Origin of the sequence: Martelella endophytica (assembly GCF_000960975.1) — a bacterium.
GTDB classification, from domain to species: Bacteria; Pseudomonadota; Alphaproteobacteria; order Rhizobiales; family Rhizobiaceae; genus Martelella; species Martelella endophytica.
In genome coordinates this window covers 2,898,929-2,915,582 of sequence record NZ_CP010803.1, presented here as the reverse complement: position 1 = coordinate 2,915,582, position 16,654 = coordinate 2,898,929, and the positions used below count along the sequence as shown (strand labels likewise).

General features: G+C 64.1%; 16 protein-coding genes. 7 read left to right on the top strand and 9 right to left on the bottom strand.

The window, feature by feature from the left end:
- Window positions 1–82: 82 nt before the first annotated feature.
- Window positions 83–3,745: an AsmA family protein gene (locus TM49_RS13220; RefSeq protein WP_045681890.1), complete on the bottom strand. Its 3,663-nt coding sequence runs from the start codon at window positions 3,743–3,745 to the stop codon at window positions 83–85.
- A 136-nt stretch (window positions 3,746–3,881) separates the two neighbouring features.
- Complete coding sequence (locus TM49_RS13215) at window positions 3,882–5,228, bottom strand: FAD-binding oxidoreductase (protein ID WP_425283292.1); 1,347 nt, start codon at window positions 5,226–5,228, stop codon at window positions 3,882–3,884.
- A gap of 168 nt (window positions 5,229–5,396) precedes the next feature.
- Between TM49_RS13215 and TM49_RS13210 the strand changes: the two genes are divergently transcribed.
- Window positions 5,397–6,203 (top strand): fructosamine kinase family protein, encoded by an 807-nt coding sequence (locus TM49_RS13210; RefSeq protein ID WP_045681886.1) that lies wholly within the window; start codon window positions 5,397–5,399, stop codon window positions 6,201–6,203.
- 247 nt (window positions 6,204–6,450) lie between these two features.
- Entirely contained in the window at window positions 6,451–7,527 is a 1,077-nt protein-coding gene (locus TM49_RS13205) for a Gfo/Idh/MocA family protein (RefSeq protein WP_045681884.1), read from the top strand.
- 60 nt (window positions 7,528–7,587) lie between these two features.
- Here the strand turns inward: TM49_RS13205 and TM49_RS13200 are convergent, their stop codons facing one another.
- From TM49_RS13200 to cobT, 3 genes are all read right to left on the bottom strand, one after another.
- Window positions 7,588–7,752 carry an entericidin domain-containing protein gene (locus TM49_RS13200; protein WP_045685220.1) on the bottom strand — a complete coding sequence of 55 codons (165 nt, stop codon included), beginning with the start codon at window positions 7,750–7,752 and terminating at the stop codon, window positions 7,588–7,590.
- 104 nt (window positions 7,753–7,856) lie between these two features.
- Window positions 7,857–8,225 carry a diacylglycerol kinase gene (locus TM49_RS13195; RefSeq protein ID WP_045681882.1) on the bottom strand — a complete coding sequence of 123 codons (369 nt, stop codon included), beginning with the start codon at window positions 8,223–8,225 and terminating at the stop codon, window positions 7,857–7,859.
- A 93-nt stretch (window positions 8,226–8,318) separates the two neighbouring features.
- Complete coding sequence (gene cobT / locus TM49_RS13190) at window positions 8,319–9,338, bottom strand: nicotinate-nucleotide--dimethylbenzimidazole phosphoribosyltransferase (RefSeq protein WP_045681880.1); 1,020 nt, start codon at window positions 9,336–9,338, stop codon at window positions 8,319–8,321.
- A 101-nt stretch (window positions 9,339–9,439) separates the two neighbouring features.
- Between cobT and cobS the strand changes: the two genes are divergently transcribed.
- Both cobS and TM49_RS13180 read left to right on the top strand, forming a co-directional pair.
- On the top strand, window positions 9,440–10,210 hold the full coding sequence (cobS, locus tag TM49_RS13185; protein ID WP_045681878.1) for an adenosylcobinamide-GDP ribazoletransferase: 771 nt from the start codon (window positions 9,440–9,442) through the stop codon (window positions 10,208–10,210).
- A gap of 44 nt (window positions 10,211–10,254) precedes the next feature.
- Complete coding sequence (locus tag TM49_RS13180) at window positions 10,255–10,956, top strand: retropepsin-like aspartic protease family protein (protein WP_144409559.1); 702 nt, start codon at window positions 10,255–10,257, stop codon at window positions 10,954–10,956.
- On the opposite strand, the gene TM49_RS13175 is transcribed toward TM49_RS13180, so the two are convergent.
- The 4 genes from TM49_RS13175 to TM49_RS13160 form a co-directional block, all read right to left on the bottom strand.
- Window positions 10,953–11,774, bottom strand: coding sequence for a sulfite exporter TauE/SafE family protein (locus tag TM49_RS13175; protein WP_045685218.1), 822 nt, complete (start codon window positions 11,772–11,774; stop codon window positions 10,953–10,955). The genes TM49_RS13180 and TM49_RS13175 overlap by 4 nt on opposite strands.
- A 342-nt stretch (window positions 11,775–12,116) precedes the next feature.
- Entirely contained in the window at window positions 12,117–12,326 is a 210-nt protein-coding gene (locus TM49_RS13170) for a DUF3126 family protein (protein WP_045681876.1), read from the bottom strand.
- A gap of 70 nt (window positions 12,327–12,396) precedes the next feature.
- Window positions 12,397–13,224: a serine O-acetyltransferase gene (cysE, locus tag TM49_RS13165; protein ID WP_045681874.1), complete on the bottom strand. Its 828-nt coding sequence runs from the start codon at window positions 13,222–13,224 to the stop codon at window positions 12,397–12,399.
- 88 nt (window positions 13,225–13,312) lie between these two features.
- Entirely contained in the window at window positions 13,313–14,092 is a 780-nt protein-coding gene (locus TM49_RS13160) for an alpha/beta fold hydrolase (protein WP_045681872.1), read from the bottom strand.
- A gap of 123 nt (window positions 14,093–14,215) precedes the next feature.
- Between TM49_RS13160 and TM49_RS13155 the strand changes: the two genes are divergently transcribed.
- The 3 genes from TM49_RS13155 (at window position 14,216) to TM49_RS23800 (ending at window position 16,623) form a co-directional block, all read left to right on the top strand.
- Complete coding sequence (locus tag TM49_RS13155) at window positions 14,216–14,461, top strand: zinc-finger domain-containing protein (protein WP_045681870.1); 246 nt, start codon at window positions 14,216–14,218, stop codon at window positions 14,459–14,461.
- Between the two features lie 55 nt (window positions 14,462–14,516).
- Window positions 14,517–15,686, top strand: a complete 1,170-nt coding sequence (locus TM49_RS13150) for an FAD-dependent monooxygenase (RefSeq protein ID WP_045681868.1) — start codon at window positions 14,517–14,519, stop codon at window positions 15,684–15,686.
- A gap of 154 nt (window positions 15,687–15,840) precedes the next feature.
- Window positions 15,841–16,623 (top strand): SH3 domain-containing protein, encoded by a 783-nt coding sequence (locus TM49_RS23800; protein WP_244464724.1) that lies wholly within the window; start codon window positions 15,841–15,843, stop codon window positions 16,621–16,623.
- The last annotated feature ends 31 nt before the right edge of the window (window positions 16,624–16,654 follow it).

The following is a 16,654-nucleotide window of genomic DNA, read 5'->3' as shown; positions in this document are numbered from 1 at the left end:
CAAGTTCCATCGCGCGATTCGGGTCGGAATGCCCAGCCTATCGCGCCGTTTTCCGGGTGCATATTGCCGGAAAAACGGGCATTTATGGGGCGGGAGGGGCACTGGGATTGCCGTCCTTGAATTCCTGCGCGCCCTTCAGGATGGAATCGAGCAGCGTGTCGCGGTCGGCCTGTTCGGCGGCTTCTTCCGCGGCCCGGCGCGCCTCTTCCTCCTGCCGCAGCCTTTCCTCCTCCGCCGCCTTGCGCTCGGCCTCGATGCGGCGCTGCTCCTCGCGATAGCGATAAAGGGAGGCTTCCCGGCGCAGACGCTGCTTTTCAAGAATATCGGCCTGCAGCCGTTCGACCCGGGCGCGTTCCCTTTCGACGGCCCTCAGCGCCAGGTAATTGTTCACTTCGGTCAGGTCGAAGCTGCGGAGCGGCGAGCCGAGCGGCCCGTTGAAACCCAGCACGAAGCCGGCACTCGCCCCTTCCTCCGCTTCGTCGCCAAGCTTCAGCGTCGCCTCCAGCGTGGCGTCGATGTCCCTCTGGGCAAGGTCGCTTCGCAAGGCGCCATAAAGCTGGGCCTCAGGCAGGTCGACGAAGACGTTGCGGGCCGACAGCACGCCATCGGTCATCGAGAAGGGAACAGCCACGGAGGCGATATCGAAGGCGCTGCCATCGAAGACCAGCGAGCGCATCTGGGCTTCGATCGCCTCATTATCGATCTCGGTGCCCTGCTTGTCGGCCCATTCCAGCAACGGCTCGACCACGGCGAAATCGAGGCCCGTCACCGTCGCATCCTTCAGCGTCAGCATGCCGGAGCCGCTGACCTTGTCGAGAAGACCTGCTGCCGATTTCGCCGTCGATTCGGCAACGAGGCCGAGATCGAAGCGGCCTTTCACCACCGGCGTGCCGTTGATCTTCCAGACCGCGTCCGGCAGCGCCGCATCGGCGATGTTGAGCTGGGCTTGGAAATAGCCATCGCCATTGGTGTTGCCGAGCCGCATGTCACCCGCGAGCGTTCCGCCGAGATAGCCGCCGGCGAGGTTATCGAGCGAAAGGCCGCCGCCGCGGAAATCAACGGTTCCGCTCATGCCGGTGATCGGTCCGAACAGGCCGGGATCGAAAGAGCCTGCCTGAACGTCGATGCGCGCCTCGGCCGTACCGAAATAGGCATCGCCAAATGGTTCGCCGGAAAGCCCGTCCGCATCCGTGGTGAAGTTCGGACCGTAGATCGCTTCCATCAGCCAGGCGAGATCCAGGCTGTCGAGCGAAAGCTGGCCGTCGATGCGCGTGACGGGGGTGCCCCGGGCAAGCGCCAGCTGGCCGGCAACGCCGTTGCTGTCGACAGTTCCGGTCAGGCCGGTCAGGCGATAGTCATCAGCAGTGATATCGAGCGCCGATTTCAGCGAGACCGGCACGCCGAAAGCCGTGCCGGGCACCGCCAGCGCATTCATCGCCAGATAGGGCTCGAGGTCCGGGCTCGAAACCGAAACATCGTAATGGCCGCTCAGGAAATCCGCCGCCGCGAGGCTGCCCTCCCCCGAAGCCGTCAGGCGGGTATCGCCGCTGCTGGCACGCAGGGTGAGCGTCGCCGGCGCACCGCCGGCCGGCCGTTCCACCGTCAGCGAGAACTGCCCCCCTGCCGGGCCGGGGATCGGCAGGGGCGAAAGCCCCGCCTGGCCGAAGATGACGGCAGCATCGGTGTTCGACACCTGGATCTGTCCGCTCATCGCCGCATCGGCGGCAAGCCCGTCGAGCCGCCATGACCCGGCAATCTTGCTGCCGTTCGATGTACCACGGAAGACGACCGACCCACTCTTCCCGTCATCGCCGAAGGTAAGGTCGGCGGAAAGGTCGGTGTTCTGATACCAGAGCGAACTGTCCTTCAGCATGGTCAGGGCGGGATAGTCGCCGAACCGGTCTTCGATCGTCTCGACAAAGGCGGAAATATCGGCAGCCGCCAGCGAGACCCGCGCCGAGCCGGACTGGCTGTCACCGGTCTGCGCCTGCCCCGTGACCATGAGCTTCGCGCCGGCGAGGTCGCCGATCGAGATATTGTCGATGGCAACGGAGCCTGCCTGATAGGTGAAGGCGGCATCGACGGCTTTGGCGGTCAAGTCGAACGCATTCAGCGTATCGGCCTTGATCGAAGCCGTGATCTTGTGCTGGTTGAGGCCGGCATCGACATCGCCGCCGATCATCAGGCCCGCCAGCGCCCTCAGCGCCGCAAGATCGATGACATTACCGGAAAGGTCGACATCGAGCTCCGGCGTAGCCGAGCCATCGTCACGCCGGGCGAGCGAACCGTTCAGCACCGCATCCCCGGCGACGACCTGCAGATTGTCGAACACCTGCGATTCACGGGTGAGTGACACATCGGCGGAAAAGCCGGCGCGGCTCAGCGCCCGGATTTCCGGGCCCACCATGCCGGTCAGCCATTGCGACAACCCGGTCGGTTGCCGCGAGGCGACAAGCAGCGCGCCATCGAAGGCCGTGGCGTCACCCTCGCCGAGCGCGAGCCTGCCGGAGGCCTCGACCTGCGTGCGCCCAGGAAGCTCGGCCGAGGCGTTTTCGATCTGCCAGCCATCCCCGTCCGGCCGTGCATCGAGCACCACGGAGCGGATGGTGGTATCGCCGGCGACCAGTGCCGGCAGCCGGAAGGTGACCTTTCCGGGCAGTTGCGGGATCGGCACCTGCCGCAGGAAGCCGATCAGCGCATCGAGGCGCTGGCGGGCATTGGAAGACGAGACGCGCCCCTTCTTCTCGTTGGCGCCGTAGTCGGAAAGCCGCTCGATGTCGAACTGCTGGCCGTTCGCCGTCAGCAGGAACGAGCCGCCGGGGCGCGTGTCGAAATCGCCCTCTCCGGAAATCACGTAAGGGTCGACGCGGCTGCCGATCTCCAGCCGGTACTCGGAGACCTTGAAGGAATCATTGGTGAGCTCGAACGTGCCACTCGCGCGCGGCGGCGGCGGAGCCTGCTCGGCATCACCGTCTGCGTCATTGGCCGCATTCGCGGTCTCGCTTTCATCCGCCTGCAGCCGGAACGTGCCTGCATAGACCGGCCGGCCATCTTTCAGCGAGACATCGCCCTCGAATGTCGACGCGACCGGCCACTCCTCCGGCGTCACCGAAAGCCTGAGCCGCATGGCGCCAGTTTCGGGATCAGGCCTGCCGGTCAGAACCCCGAAATTCGCCGCATGGTCGTCAAGCGCGGCGCTTCCCTCCATCCGCCACGGACCCGCGAGCGCATTCGACGACAGCGAGGCATCGATATCGGAAAGCGTGCGCACCCTGCCGGTGAGCACGTCGTTGAGGTGTAATTCGCCATCGCGCACCGTGACGTCCTCGAAGACGACGCGGCGGGAGGCGAGGCCCGCGGCTCCGGTATTGGTCCAGGACAGGACGCCGTCCTCATCTATGGTGAGATTGAGCACCGGCTTGTCGAGCGCCATCTTGAACACCCGCACCTCGCCGCTGAGGAAGGGCGCGAGCTCGGCATCCATCGAGAAGGCATCGGCCGTCGCGAGCGGCTTGCCGTCGGCATCGCGGCCGACGCGGACATCATGCAGGGTGATCGACGGAAAGGGCAGGATGCGCACATCGACGTCACCGGTGACCTCGACCTTCTTGCCGAGCGCGCGGCTCGCCTGCGCTTCGAATTCGCGGCTGAAATTGCTCCAGTCAATGAAATAGGGAACGATGAGAGCCGCGAACAGGACGAGCACCAGCAACCCACCGATGAAAACAAGTATCCGTCCCAGCAATCTCGCGGTTCCCTCAATTCATTCGCATCAGGGCGCGACAGCGTCAGCCGGCCCGCCCGAACCTAGCACGGCCCCCAAGGCGAGGCCAGTTCGCCGCCAGCATGCCACTCCCACCGGTTTCGCCCAATGCGCAAAATCAGAAAATCTTGCCGGGATTGAAGATACCATCGGGATCGAGCGCCTTCTTGACCGCCCGCATCACGCCGATGGCGCCGCCCATTTCCTCGGCGACCAGCCTTTTCTTGCCCTGCCCGACGCCGTGCTCGCCGGTGCAGGTGCCGCCCATGGCAAGCGCCCGCCGGGCAAGCCGCGCCGTGAAATCTTCGACGCGCGCGATTTCGCCGGGATCCTTGTCGTTGAAGATCAGCAGCAGATGGAAATTGCCGTCGCCCGCATGGCCGACGATCGGCGCCAGGAAGCCCTCGCGCTCGACATCCTTCTGCGTCTCGGCAACGCACTCGGCAAGCCGCGATATCGGAACGCAGACATCGGTGGAAAGCCCCGACAGCTCGGGCGCCAACGCCCGGCCGGCCCAGTAGGCGCTGTGGCGGGCCTTCCAGAGTTTCGCGCGTTCTTCCGCATTGGCGGTCCAGACGAACTCCGAACCACCGCAATCCGCCGCGATCTCGGCAAACTGCTCCGACTGCATGGCAACCGACTGTTCGCTGCCGTGAAATTCCAGCAATAGAAGCGGCATTTCGGGGAAGGAGAGCCCCGAATAGGCGTTGCAGGCCTTCACCTGTACGGCATCGAGAAGCTCGATACGAGCAACGGGTATGCCCATCTGGATGGTCATGATCACCGCATTGCAGGCATCCTCGAGCGTCTGGAAAGACGAAACGCCGCCGGCGATTTTCTCCGGAATACCGGCAAGCTTCAGCGTGATCGAGGTGATGACGCCAAGCGTCCCTTCGGCACCGACAAAGAGCCGGGTCAGGTCGTAGCCGGCCGACGACTTGCGGGCCCGCTGGGCGGTGGTGATTTCCTCACCATCGGCAGTAACCGCCGTCACGGCCAGCACCACGTCCTTCATCGTGCCGTAACGCACCGCATTGGTGCCGGATGCCCGCGTCGAGGCCATGCCGCCAAGCGAGGCATTGGCACCCGGGTCGATCGGAAAGAACAGGCCGGTGTCGCGCAGATATTCGTTCAGCGCCTCGCGGGTTACGCCCGGCTCGACCCGACAATCGAGATCCTCGGCGTTGACCTCCAGCACCTTGTCCATGCGCGACAGGTCAAGCGAAATGCCGCCCTCCGGCGCGTTGATCTGGCCCTCGAGCGAAGAGCCCGTTCCGAAGGGAATGATCGGCACCTTGTGCGCAGCGCAGAGCTTGACCACCGCTTTCACATCCTCGACGCTCTCGGCAAAGAAAACGGCGTCCGGAAGCTGCGGCGGCAGGTAGGTGGTGGTGTGGGCGTGCTGGGCGCGAAAGGCCTCGCCGGTCTGGACCCTGTCGGAAAACCGCTCCTTCAGAAGGTCGATGACCTTCGCCGTCGCTTCGCTGTCACGCGGGCGGCTCTTCACATCCTCGATCGCCAAAACTTGCACTCCCTTGCCGTCTTGCCCTAGCCTTGAATGGCCGGGCGCAAGCGGCGTTTTATGCGACGACAGGGGCCGGCGTAAAGTGTTCACGCATCAGCAAGAACGAGCATGACCGATATTTCCGTCACCATCGCCGACCTGCTCGGCGTCGAAACCGTCCGCCTCTCCCATTTCGCCAGCGGCGACCTCTCCTCGCTCATGCGCGTCGAGACGCCGGACGGACGGCATTTCATCGCCAAGGGCGGCCCCGCACCGGATGTCGAGGGCGAGATGCTGCGACGGATCGCGGCGACAGGAGCGCCCGCTCCCGCCGTCATCGCGACCAGTTCCGAAATTCTCGTCATCGAGAAGGTTCCGGGCGGAAGCGGGATCGGCCGAGCGGGCGGCGACCTCGGACAAGTTCTCGGCAAGCTTCACGGTGCGACGGGCTCCACCTATGGCTTCGACGCCGACTACGCCTTCGGCAAGGTTGCCATCCGCAACGCTCCCTCGCCTTCATGGGTCGGCTTCTGGCGCGACAACCGCCTTCTCAACAATGTCCCGCATGTCGCTTCGCCAGTGGCAAGACGGCTCGAAGCGCTTGCCGGGCGGCTTGGCGATCTCATCCCCGACACCCCACCGGCGGCGCTTCTGCATGGCGACCTCTGGTCCGGCAATGTCATGCATGACGGGCGACGGGTCACGGCGCTCATCGATCCTGCCTGCTACCACGGCCATGGCGAGGTGGACCTCGCCATGCTGCACCTCTTCGGCAATCCGGGCCCGGACTTCTACGCGACCTACCCGCCGCTCGATCCGGGTGCGCAGGAGCGGCGCGCGGTCTACAGCCTGTGGCCGGCGCTCGTGCATCTGCGGCTTTTCGGCGAGGGCTATCGCGGCATGGTCGACGGGTTTCTCAGACAATGCGGCGTTTGACGTCCAGGCGCATCTCACACGCGGCATGTGAAAATTGGTTCCGCTTTCCAGGACGATGCGCTAGGTTCACGCGAAAATAGGTCTGTGGTCACACGCCGGTTTTTATTGGTTCGGTTTTGCGATACGTATTTGACAAGCCTCACAGCGTCCGTGCCGGATGCGCGCCATACTCCTTAAAGGCCACCAGCCACAGTGGCGCTGATCCGTCATCGTTTCGATGGACACACTGAAATTGCAGGATTTGTGAATGACAAGAAAATTGAAAGTCGCGGTCGTCGGCCTCGGGGTCGGCCGCAGCCACATTCTTGACGGTTACCTGCCCAACAAGGACCGTTTTGAAGTTGCGGTCCTCTGCGACCGTGACGAAGCCAGGCTGAAGGCCTGCGGCGAAGAATTCGCGATCGGCAACCTTGTCACCGAATATGATGCCCTGCTGGGCATGGAAGACATCGACATCATCGATGTCTGCACCCCGCCCGGCACGCACAAAGACCTGATTCTCGCCGCCCTGAAGGCCGGCAAGCACGTGATCTGCGAAAAGCCGCTGGTCGGCTCGCTTGCCGACATCGACGACATGCTCGATGCCGAATCGCGCTCCACCGGCCGGGTAATGCCGATCATGCAGTATCGCTACAAGGAGGGCGTCCAGAAAGCGCGCCGGCTGATCGAACTCGGCATCGCCGGCAAGCCCTATCTCGCCACCTGCGAGACCCACTGGCACCGCACCTCGGAATATTACGAAAAGCCGTGGCGCGGCAATTGGGAGGATGCGCTGGGCGGCACGCTGATGAACCACGCCATCCATACCAATGACCTGCTGTTCTATCTGCTCGGCCCCGTCCGCTCGCTGTTTGCGCGCATCGCGACACGGGTGAACCGCATCGAGGTGGAGGATTGCGCGAGCGTCAGCGTCGAACTCACCTGCGGCGCGATTGCCGCCGTCACGGCGACGACCGGTTCGATCGACGAGGTGAGCCGCATTCGTCTCTGCTTCGAGAACGTCACCATCGAAAGCGATAGCCGCCCTTATTGCAGGCCGGGTGCTGCCGACTGGCGGTTCACGCCGGCCAATGATGCGGTGGCTGAGGAGATCGAAAAGGCCCTGGCCGACTTCACCCCGCCGCCGCTCGGCTTTGCCGGACAGATGCAGGACTTTCACCGGGCGATCTGCAACAAGACGCCGCTGCCGGTGACCCTTGCCGATGCCCGCCAGAGCCTTGATTTCGCCACCGCCTGCTACTGGTCTGCCAAGACCTACAGCGCCGTGGCGCTGCCGATCATGGCCGATCACCCCTTCTACAACGGCTGGCAGAAAGCCTTCTGAAAACAGCAAAACGCCCGGGCGGGGCCCGGGCGCTTTTCTGCCGAAGCGGATTGTCTGAAATCAGTAGCTGGCGGCGTTGTCGACGCTGCGACCGGCATCCTGTGTCGCATCAATGGCGTTTGCCGTATCCTGCCCCATGCCCTCGATCGTGTTGCCGCACGAGGTGAGGAAGGTGCCAAGCGCGATGATGGCAGCGGCGGCGGCGAAAATTTTTCCCTTAAACATCGAAAGACTCCTGAACATTCGGTTGGGTTGCAGGAGAAACGCGCGGCCTGCCTTCAGAGTTCCACGCGTAAACGTAAGCCGGTTGTTTTTGGAGCTTATCAGCCTCAGAAGAAGACCACGTAGACCGCGTAGATGACGTTGCAGCAGATCAGGCAGAAGGTGGCGAAGGAGCCGAGATCCTTGGCATGCTTTCCTTCCACCGAGCGCTCCGGCGAAACGCGGTCGATGATTTCCTCGACCGCGGTGTTGAGCGATTCGGCGGCAAACAGGGCGAACATAAGGATCACGAAGATCATGAACTGGACCCCGGTCGCGCTGGCAAACCAGAACACGAGAAGGCCGACGACGAAGCCGATCAACTCGTGACGGAACGCCTCCTCCTGCAACAGGCGCACGAAACCCTGCAGCGAATAGCGGCCGGCCGCCAGGAGATGGCGTAAGCCCTTTTCCTTTTCGATGGGGGCGTCAGCCATATGTCTCCCCGATGACACGATGCGGCGCAATCTGCCATCGGTGTGTTACAGAAAAGCGACAAGGCAAACCCTTGAAGCAATTTCCGAATTGCCTCAGCTGTCGCGACCGGAGACGCCAGCCTCCGCAAATGTCGCCATGCCCGTGTGACAGGCGGCCGCCGATTTGACCAGGCTTGCGGCAAGTGCCGCGCCCGTTCCCTCGCCAAGCCGCATGCCGAGCGCCAGAAGCGGCGTCTTGCCGAGCTTCTGGATGAGCTTCAAATGCCCGGGCTCGGCCGAGACATGGGCAATCATGCAATGATCAAGCGCCGACGGATTGGCGGCTTTCAGCACAGCGGCCGCCGCCGTGACGACATAGCCGTCGAGCAGCACCGGCACCTTCTGCATGCGCGCGGCGATGATCGCGCCGGCAATGGCGGCGAGCTCGCGCCCGCCAAGGCGGCGCAGCAGCTCCAGCGGATCGGAAAGGTGATCGCGATGAAAGGCGACGGCATCGGCAACGGCGGCAATCTTGCGCTCCAGCATATCGCCCTCAGAACCGGTGCCCGGCCCGACCCAATCGGCGGCTTCACCGCCATAGAGGCCATGGCAGATGGCGGCAGCTATGGTGGTGTTGCCGATGCCCATCTCGCCAAGGCAGAGCAGGTCGACGCCGCCGGCCACGGCTTCCATTCCATAGGCCATCGTCGCAGCGCAATCGCGCTCCGACAGTGCCGGTTCGACGGTGATGTCGCCCGTCGGATAGTCGAGGGCGAGATCGAAGATCTTCAGGCTGAGGTCGACCGTCGCGCAGATCTGGTTGATGGCGGCGCCACCCTTGGCGAAGTTGTCGACCATCTGCTTCGTCACTGTTGCCGGATAGGGCGAGACGCCCTTCGCCGCGATACCGTGATTGCCGGCGAAGACGGCGACCATCGGGCGGTGAACGGCGGGCGTGCGCCCGCTCCATGCCGCAAGCCACATCGCAATTTCCTCAAGCCTGCCAAGTGCGCCTTCCGGCTTGGTGAGCTGGCTGTTGCGCTTGCGGGCGGCGGCGAGCGCCGGCGTATCGGCGCCGGGCAGGCCTTCCAGCAAGGCACGGAAATCGTCAAAGGGATTCGCGGTCATCGTCATTCCTTCCTCGCGCAGGGAGCGCGGCGAACATGTTTGCCCCGCTTCTTAAAGTGCAATAAGCCTCTCAACAACTGCCGCCTTCGACAACGGGACCGAAGCCGATGAAAATTCCGCCGCCGATCGGCCAGTTTGCCGAGGCGCTCGCCTTTCTGACACGCTATCCCCTGCCCGGCTTGCTGTTCAGCGCTGAGCCCGCAGGCGCCCGGGCGGCCTGGGCCTTTCCGCTGGCCGGCGGAATTGCGGCCGCCGTACCGGCGCTGATTCTGGCAGGGCTGATGATGGCAGGTGCGACGCCCCTGCTCGCCGTCCCGGTCGCACTCGCGGTCTATGTGCTCATCACCGGCGGTCTGCATCAGGACGGGCTCGCCGACGCCGCCGACGGCCTCTTCGGCGCGCGTACGAAGGAGCGTGCGCTGGAGATCATGAAAGACAGCCGGATCGGCAGTCACGGGGCGCTGGCGCTGATCTTCGTGACCGCCATCAAGGCCGTGAGCCTTGCCGATATCGCGGCCACGGGCGGAGCGCCGCTGATGTTCGTGGCCGCCGCCGCCGCTGGCCGCGCCGTCATGGTAGCCCACTGGCACCTGCTGCCACCCGCCCGTCCTGACGGTGCGGCGGCAAGCCTCGGCCGGCCGGGCATCCGCCCCATGGCCGTTGCCATCCTCACCGCGCTCGTGATTGTCGCCGGCCTTGCTGGCGCTGCAGGCCTCATCGGGCCGGCCCTTGGCGCCAGCCTCTGCGCTGCCGCCATCGCCGCCGCATTCACCTGGTTTGCCCGCCGCAAGATCGAGGGCCACACTGGAGATACGCTGGGCGCAACGGCGGAGCTTGGCGAGACGGCATTTCTCGCGGCCCTTGCGATTTTGATCTGAGGCCCGATATTGCGTTGATATCGCGAACGAAAGGGAGTGTCGGCTTGCGTCTGTTCTGGATACTGATCGCCATCGTCTCCGTCGGCATGATCCTGCTGATGGTGACAGGCGGAAGCGGGCGCACGCTCGGCGTCGACAGCGATGATTTCGCAAGCGCCGTCTGGCTGGTGCCTCTCCTGCTCCTTTTCTCCGCAGGTTTCCTGCACAGCCGCCGCAACCTCGGCTTCGTCTTCCAGACATTGCTGATCTGGGCGGCGATCCTGCTTGTGGTCTCGGCCGTCTATATCTTCCGCTACGATTTCCAGGCGATCGGCAGCCGGCTGTTTGGCGGGCTCATACCCGGCATGGCGATGACCACAACCACGGCAGACGGTCAAAGCCAGGTGATCCTGCATAAACGACGCGACGGCCACTTCGCCGCGGACGCGCGGATCGACGGCGATACGGTTCACATGCTGGTCGATACCGGCGCAAGCCGCGTGACGCTGACGGAGCGGGATGCGAAGCGGGCCGGTGTCGCCACCAATGCGCTCAGCTACACGATCATGGTGCAGACGGCGAACGGCACAGCGATGGCCGCACCGGTGACCCTCGACGAGGTCTCCGTCGGCGGCATAAGTCGGCGAAACGTTCCTGCCATGGTCGTTTCGCAAGGACGTCTGGACGAAAGCCTGCTCGGCATGAGCTTTCTTTCGACCCTCACATCGGTCGACATGCGCGCCGACGAATTGCGGCTGACGGACTAGAAGAACGAGTAGAAGAACCGGGCCGAGATGATCAGCAGGAAGATGCCGAAGCCGAAGCTCAACTGACGCTTGGTCAACGCATGCGCCGCCCTGACGCCAAGCGGGGCGATGGCAAAGGTGATCGGGATGATCAGCGCCACGGCCACCCAGTTGACATAGCCCGTCGAAAGCGCCGGAAGCCCCGGCTTTGCCCAGCCACCGACAATATTGCCGATGAAGCTCGGCAGCGAGATCAGCACGCCGACCCCGGCAGACGTCGCCACCGCCTGGTGGATCGGCCGATTGAACAGCGTCATGAAGGTGTTGTTGAGCGTCCCGCCGCCAATGCCGATGAGTCCCGACAGCAGGCCGATGAACCAGCCGTAACCGAAGAGAGCCGGGTTCTCCGGCAGATCGTCACCGAGGCGCCATTCGGCCGATTTCGGGTAGAGCATCTTCAGCCCGATCAGCAGCGTCAGCACCGCAAAGACGCCGCGCAGCAAGGCGCCCGGCGCATAGGCGATCACGAGGGTCGAGGCGACCGCGCCGAAGGGCACGGCGATGATCCACTTCCTGAGCAGCGTCATGTCCACGGCACCACGCTTGTAGTGCGACTGGAAGGAGCGCAGCGAAGTCGGAATGATGATGGCAAGCGAGGTCCCGACACAGAGCTTCATGCGGATGTCGTCGGCAACGCCGGCCATGGCGAAGGCCTGGTAGAACACCGGAACCAGCACGGCACCGCCCCCGATGCCGAACAGGCCGGCAAGAAAGCCGGCGATCGCACCGGCAATGGCAAGCAGCGCGACGAGTTCGACGATCTCATGGATTGGCGGCATCTTTTCCTCGCAAATGGAGCCGGCGCGCATATCAGGAAAAACTGAAATGGCACGACATCGACCTTCGAAATGTCATCAAAGCGTGATGTTCTTACACTATTCGAAAGCGCGGGCAAATGGCGGTGGAGACCCTGTGCTTGACCGCCGGACAGCATGATTTCCGATCGTATTTCGTATTGCGCCCGCACTTTTCAGGAAACGTATTTTCGCTCTGATTTTTATGACCTGTATCTGTTTCGCCTAGCTCGACCGACCCCTCGCGGGTCGGTTTTTTTATCGCCCAACGAAAAAACCGGCCGCGAAATGCGACCGGTTCTTCGTATTCGGCAGATGTACGCCTCATCAGGCGTCGAGATCGACGTCGAGGATCGCCATCGAGAAGTTGAACGAACGATCGCCGTCCTCGTCGTCGAGATAGACGACGCCGACGAACTCGTCATTGCGATAGACTTCGCAGGAATCGTCCTTGCGCGGACGGGCGCGGACGGCGAAGGACGGGCCGAACATGCGCTTGAAATAGGCGTCGAGTTTCTTGATTTCTTCTGGCTTCAAGGGATGAACTCCGTCTTGTCTTCTTGGGGTCGGGCGCTTGTGACACGCGCATTGCGAGAATGCAAATGCGTCAGTCGTCCGAAATGATGAGTTGGTCCATCGCGCGCGCCGGATCGGAACAACCGGCCGTGCCGATGACTTTGGCCGGCACGCCGGCGACGGTGGAATTGGCGGGCACCGGCTTCAGCACCACCGAACCGGCCGCGACACGCGAGCAATTGCCGACGCGGATATTGCCGAGCACCTTGGCGCCCGCGCCGATGAGCACGCTGTCGCCGATCTTCGGATGCCGGTCGCCGGTCTCCTTGCCCGTGCCGCCAAGGGTCACGCCCTGGAGGATCGAAACGTCGTCGCCGATGGTCGCGGTCATGCCGACAACCACGCCCGTGGCATGGTCGAGGAAAATGCCCTTGCCCATCTTGGCCGCCGGGTTGATGTCGGTCTGGAACACGCTGGAAGACCGGCTCTGCAGATAGAGCGCGAAATCGCGGCGGCCCTTGTTCCACAGCCAGTGTGCCAGCCGGTGGGTCTGGATCGCGTGGAAGCCCTTGAAATAGAGCACCGGCTCCATGAACCGGCTGCAGGCCGGGTCGCGGTCGTAGACCGCCTGGATGTCGACCCGCAGGATATCGCCCCATTCCGGCCAGTCGCGACGCATCTCGTCGAAGGTCTGGCGCAACAGGATCGCCTGCACGTCGGCATGGTCGAGCCGCTCGCAGATGCGATAGACGACGCAATCCTCCAGCGAGGCATGATTGAGAATGGTGGAATAGAGGAAGGCGGCGAGGATCGGATCCTTCGCCAGCGCTTCCTCGGCTTCGGCCCTGAGGCTCGCCCAGATCGGGTCGACCGATTTCAGACCGGCGTCATGACTGCTCTTGTCGGGATGTGCGGCCATTGCGGCCTCCTGTCTTCAAAGCGCCTGTTCGGGCGAATATAGAACAGCGCGGCGCGAATACAAATGCGGCAGGCTTCAGTTTTTCGTGTCAGTCATCATCGTGGCGGGCGAAAAACTCCAGCACCGCCGACTTGAACACCTTGTCGCCGACGGCCAGCATATGATCCCGGTTCGGAATATCGAGCGCGATGGCGTTCTGCATCTGGGCGGCGAGCGTCTGCGGCGAGCCGGCGAGATCATCCTTGGTGCCGACAGCAATCAGCGTCGGTGCGGCGATACGGCCGATCTCGGCGCGCGGAATGTTCTGTCGCGATGTCTCGATGCAGGCGGCAAGCGCGATGCGGTCGCTCTTCGTCTGTTCGGCAAAGGCGCGGAACATCCGCCCCTTCTCGTCGGTCACGTCGTCGAGCGAGGGCGCACGCAGCGCTTCCGCGATCGGATCCCAGTCGCCGACACCATCGCAGATACCGATACCAAGCCCGCCGAAGACCAGCGTGCGCACCTTCTCCGGATGGGCAAGCGCCAGATTGGCGGACACCCGCGCACCCATCGAATAGCCCATCACATGGGCACGCTCGATGCCGAGATGATCAAGCAGGGCGGCGGCATCGCCCGCCATGAGTTCCGGATAATAGTATTCGCCGTCATGCGGCTTGTCGCTCTGGCCGTGGCCGCGATTGTCGAGCGCGATCACCCGGTAGCCCGCCTCCCCAAGCGTCTTCAGCCAGCCCGGATGCACCCAGTTGACGCTCGCCGTCGACGCGAAGCCGTGAATCAGCAGCACGGGCGTGCCCTCGCCCTCGTCGAAATAGGCGAGGTCGAGCCCGTCATGGGTGAAGCTTGAGAAAGACGGAAGGTTCAGGTTCATCGGCTGTTCCTTGCCGGAGCGTTTCGGTTACCAAAACCGCCTCCGGATGGCATCGGGGTACTACACATTTGCGCCGAACAGTTATAGTGTCCGGCCGAAAAGGACAAGGAACCGGAGACAAATATGGCTGGCCACGGCATCCCCCACTTCAAGAACGACGAAGGCCACCCGGCCATCGAGGTCGGCGTGAAGGAATTCATGTGCGTAGGCGCCTCCGCGCCCTTCGACCATCCGCATATCTTCATCGACATGGGCGACGACAACGAGGCCGTCTGCTCCTACTGTTCGACGCTTTATCGCTATTCGCCCACGCTCAGCGGCGACGACACCAACCCGCCCGGATGTGCCTATCACATCGCGGCGGCCTGACATGTCGGAACCCGGCGCCTGAGGGGTTCAGCGTCGGCGGTTCCGGGAGGACGAGATGACGATTGCCCACGCAGCCATTGTCGGCGCCGGCATTGCAGGCCTGACGGCTGCATTGGCTCTGGCCCGGCACGGCATTTCCAGCGACATTTTCGAGCAGGCCGACGACCTTGTCGAGGTCGGCGCCGGATTGCAGGTTTCGCCGAACGCCTCGCGTTGCCTGAACCGCGTCGGCGTTCTTGCCCGCATCGAGAACCAGTGGCGCGAGCCCGCCCGTGTCGCGCTCGCCTCCGGCAGCACGCTGCGGCAGGTCGCCTATGTCCCGGTCGGCGAAGCCCGCCAGCGCTGGAAGGCACCCTATGGCACGCTGCACCGCGCGACGCTGCAGGCGGCGCTCAAAAAGGCTGTTGAAGAGGAGCCGCTGGCGACCCTCCACCTCGATTGCCGCATCGACAAGGCGACGCTTCAGGCATTGCAGCCGCGCATGACCCGGACCGCCGAGATCCTCATCTGCGCCGACGGGGTCTGGTCGCATTCCCGGCGGCAGATACCGGGTGCGGGCGAAGCGCGGTTTTCCGGCAATATCGCCTGGCGCTTCGTGATCTCGTCCGAGGATGCCCCGAGCGTACTCGACCGGCAATCGGTCACCGCCTTCATGGGGCCAAGCGCCCATCTCGTCGCCTATCCCCTGCGTGATGTCGGCGGCTTCAACCTGGTCGCCATCGCCGCGGGCGCCAGCGCCGGCGAGGCCTGGCACACCGAGGTCGACAACAGCTGGAAATCGGCGCTCGACCGCCATTTCCGGGGCTGGGACCCGTCGCTCAAGCGCCTCTTTTCGATGGATCGCCCCACCTTCTGGCCGCTTTACGAGGTCGGCCAGGGACGCTGGCATAACGGCACCGATACAATCGCCATCGGCGATGCCGTTCATGCCATGATGCCGTTTTCCGCGCAGGGCGCCTCCATGGCGATCGAGGACGCCTTCGAGCTTGCCGCCTTCCTCTCGGAGAAGCCGGTGGACGAGGCTTTCGATGCGTTCGTCGCGCATCGCCTGCCGCGACTGGAGCGGTTGCAGAAGCGCACCGCGCTCAATCGCTTCGCCTATCATGCCAGCGGCCCGTTCAGGCTCGGCCGCGACTTCCTTCTCGGCATCAAGTCGCCGGCAAGCCTCGCCCGCGATCTCGACTGGCTCTACGGTTACGAAGCCTACGGGCTCGATCGGCTCTGACCAGTCCTGCACGCTAGCTGCGCCGCCAAAATAAAACCTTGGGGCACAGCATTGGGCGGATGGCCGCTACTTCTTTCTGCCACGATTCTTTGCGTTAGTTCGGAGCATCCTATTACGGACCATTGAACGGAAAGTCATGCGACTGAGCGGAGTCTTGAAATCAACGGGCATAGCGATTGCAGCCATGCTCTTCGCCTTTCAGGCCGAGGCGGCCCCCGTTGCTGCCTATGCCACCACCAATGTCAATCTGAGAGCCGGCCCCTCGACATCCTATCCGGCAATCACGGTGGTGCCCGCAGGCGCCGGCATCACCAACAACGGCTGTCTGGCCGACTACAGCTGGTGCGATGTTTCCTTTGCGAACTATCGCGGCTGGCTCGCCGCCCGTTACATGCAGGTCGCCTACCAGGGCAGCCGGCAGGTGCTGACGCCAGGCATCGCCTTCGCGACGGGTATCGCGGTCACGGCCTTCTCGGAGGCCTACTGGAACAACTATTACCGCGGCTATCCCTGGTACAATCAGTGGCGCCGCTATCCGCCGCCGCCGCCGCCGCGCCCCTATGCGCCGCCACCCGGCTGGCATCCGCCCGGTTCCTGGGGCGGCCCTCCGCCCGGCTGGCGCCCCCCGCCCGGTTATCGCCCATCATGGGGTCCGCCGCCGCCTTACCATGGCGGCCCACCGCCCGGCCCACCTCCAGGACACGGTGGTCCCCCACCCGGTCACGGTGGCCCGCCTCCAGGGCATGGTGGCCCTCCGCCTGGCGGTCCGCCTCCGGGTCACGGCGGTCCTCCGCCAGGGCATGGCGGCCCGCCTCCTGCCCAGATGCACGGCAGGGCCGATTGCATGCCGGGCCGTCCTGGCTGCGGCCCCTTCGAGGGACGGCCAGGCCCCGACCGTCGCCCGCCCATGGGCGAGCGTCACTACGAACGCCGCTAACGGCGCACGACAAAAGACAACCGGCGGCCCA